Origin of the sequence: Chloroflexus sp. MS-G, from assembly GCF_000735195.1 — a bacterium.
Classification (GTDB): Bacteria; Chloroflexota; Chloroflexia; order Chloroflexales; family Chloroflexaceae; genus Chloroflexus.
In genome coordinates this window covers 1-2,734 of record NZ_JPIM01000218.1, presented here as the reverse complement: position 1 = coordinate 2,734, position 2,734 = coordinate 1, and the positions used below count along the sequence as shown (strand labels likewise).

The window sequence follows — 2,734 nt, the reverse complement described above, 5'->3', positions numbered from 1 at the left end:
TCTGTCGAATCTTTTTCCGTTTGTAAGCGCACCGTATGGTACGCTGAGAGTATCGCTAACGTTTATGTTCTTGAAGCGTGTATCGATGAAAAGGACTGACAACAACTACCTTCAGTGTTTCGCTTGTCATTGAATTGAGAGATAGACAACATGTTCAAGCAACAGTACAATTTCTGGTCCCACAGTGTGCAATCCGCCACACATCGCATCAACAAAGGCAGTTTCCCAACCGGACCACCATAGCGTGCATACTGATACCGCTTGAACGATATTCCGAATACGTTGCATACAGGAAGACCACTAACAATCGACTACGGAAACTGCTATGAGATATACGTACAGTCTGCTTGTGCTCTGGATCGTTACTTCGCTCGTCCTGTTGGTACAGCCAACAACCCTTGGCGCAGTGCCGAATCAGCCTACTCGCTTGAATGCATTTGGCCTCAACACCTATTTCAGTGGTCTGGAACGATTACCGCAAAATCGGAACGATGATCTTGGGGCATTAATCAACGCAACACGCGATCTCGGTGCACGCTGGGTCCGTGAAGAGATCAGTTGGGCCAATCTGGAACCAGGTAAAGGGGTATTCAACTGGGGACTAATGGACGCAGCACTGACTCAGGCAGCGCAGGCCGGTTTTGGGATTATCGGGATGCTGCTGACAACACCAGGCTGGGCACGGGTGAGCGATTGCAGTAGTCGAATCACCCGCAATGGCGGTTCCCTGAACTACTGGTGTCCACCAGCCAACCCGCAGGACTTTGCCGATTTTGTAGCGGCTGCGGTCGAGCGTTACGATGGTGATGGGATCAATGATGCACCGGGTTCGCCACGAGTAGCAGCCTGGCAAATCTGGAATGAACCAAACAACTGGGCTACCTGGCCAGGTGAGGCGCATGAATACGGTGCGATACTGGCTGCTGGTTACGCTGCTGCCAAAGCAGCCGATCCAACGGCATTGGTTGCCACCGGTGGCGTCTACGTCTTCGATGGGGGCACTCGTATCGGCGGAAACCGCGACGGATTAGAATTTCTTGGTGCAGCCTTTTCTACCGTTCCCGCAGCACAGACAAGCTTTGATGCGTTAGCCATTCATCCATATATGCCTGACACTGCCCCTGATCGCGCTGGATTATATGGACTAGTCTCGCTGTGGGGACGGATTGCCAATACCCGTGGCTGGCTCGATGCTAAGCGCGGGCCACACATACCGATCTGGATCAGTGAGCTTGGGTGGTCAACCTGTACCTTATCCTCACCGATTTGCCGGACCGAGCATGAACAGGCGAATTACCTGGTACGTAGCTATGGGATTGCCCTGGCCCTAGGCGTACAGCACATCAACTGGTTCCAACTCGAAGATAAATTCGATAGCCCAGCCAGTGATTTGTGGGGCAATGCGGCGATCTTGGGGAACCGCAATCAGGGTTATAGCCGTAAACTGGCTGCCAATGCCTACGCGACACTTACGGCTCAACTCGGAACAGCCACGTTTATCGGATTCGGTCCACTACACAATTACTCATTTCAACCCAATGCCTTAACACCAGCGGCACGTTACCATCTGCGCTTTCAGACCAGTACTGGCGCGCTCGTTGATTTACTGTGGACAACCGGCCCCGCCGAGACGCATACCCTACTCCTGGAAGCAGGACGTACTGCCCAACTGATCGGTCGTGATGGGAACATCCTGCCATTAAACGTTCAGAACGGCCAGGCTCAGATTCCGTTGAGTGAGACGCCGGTCTACCTGCGACAGGATACTCCTTCACAACTTGCAGTGACGCCGGGCAATGTTACCCTGATCGCACTGCCAACCGATCCGGAAGTGACGTATACGCTTATGGTACAGAACCTCGGTTCAGCCAACATTGCCTGGAGCGCCAGTGGTGGTGCGAGCTGGTTGACGCTCGAAACGACCAACGGTAGCGGGCATCGTAGCGAACTCCGTTATCGTATCAATCCAACCGGATTATCAGTGGGTGACTACAACACGGTTATCAATGTGAATGCCGGGAGCGCTGGAAGCCAGAGCATCCCGATCAGATTGCGCGTAGTGACGACGGTATACCGTCTCTATGTGCCGATAGTGGGGCGAAACGAATAGGATGTGCTGCGTTTCTTGGTATGTATGTTTGACACTCGGCAGAACGCTATGAGGTTTTCAACGTTTTCACTCTGCCTGACAGTAAGAGAGAACGGAGAGACTCAACCTATCCGCTGTGCGCAGAGGTGTGTAGATTCCCATACCGAGGAACGTTTGCGGTCAACACACGTAGTATCACCGATCATGCCTGTCACCATATTGGAGATATGGATTAAACATCTCCCAGGCCCCCGCAAGTGAGGGGGACAACGAAAGCGGAGGGTTTGGGGGATGGTGTGCTAATACGCCAACCAATGGCTGCTAGTCGTACACCGCACGACGTGGGCCAGCGGCCCGCATCCTGAAAGGTATGTACGGAACAACGGTACGCTTCCGCCGACTCGCCGATCATGCCTGTTGCTACGTCGGGAGGAATGGGTTCTACCGCTTACTGACCGCCTGCTAGGGCTTGGGTCAATAGTGTGCTGATACGCCAACCGATGGGTTCTGGTCACGCATCTCGATGATCATGTGGCAGCTAGCCCACGTCATCAGTGCGCTTCCATCCTCATTCCCTCGCCCCTGCCGCCCCTAAAGGGTGGAGGAAGTCCCCTCCGTACACCGCACATGCGGGCCGGAGGCCCA

Annotated in this window: 1 protein-coding gene; it reads left to right on the top strand. The window is 53.9% G+C overall.

The window, feature by feature from the left end:
* The first annotated feature begins 325 nt into the window (after window positions 1-325).
* Window positions 326-2,110, top strand: a complete 1,785-nt coding sequence (locus JE47_RS0119925) for a BACON domain-containing protein (protein ID WP_031461422.1) — start codon at window positions 326-328, stop codon at window positions 2,108-2,110.
* Window positions 2,111-2,734: the final 624 nt, after the last annotated feature.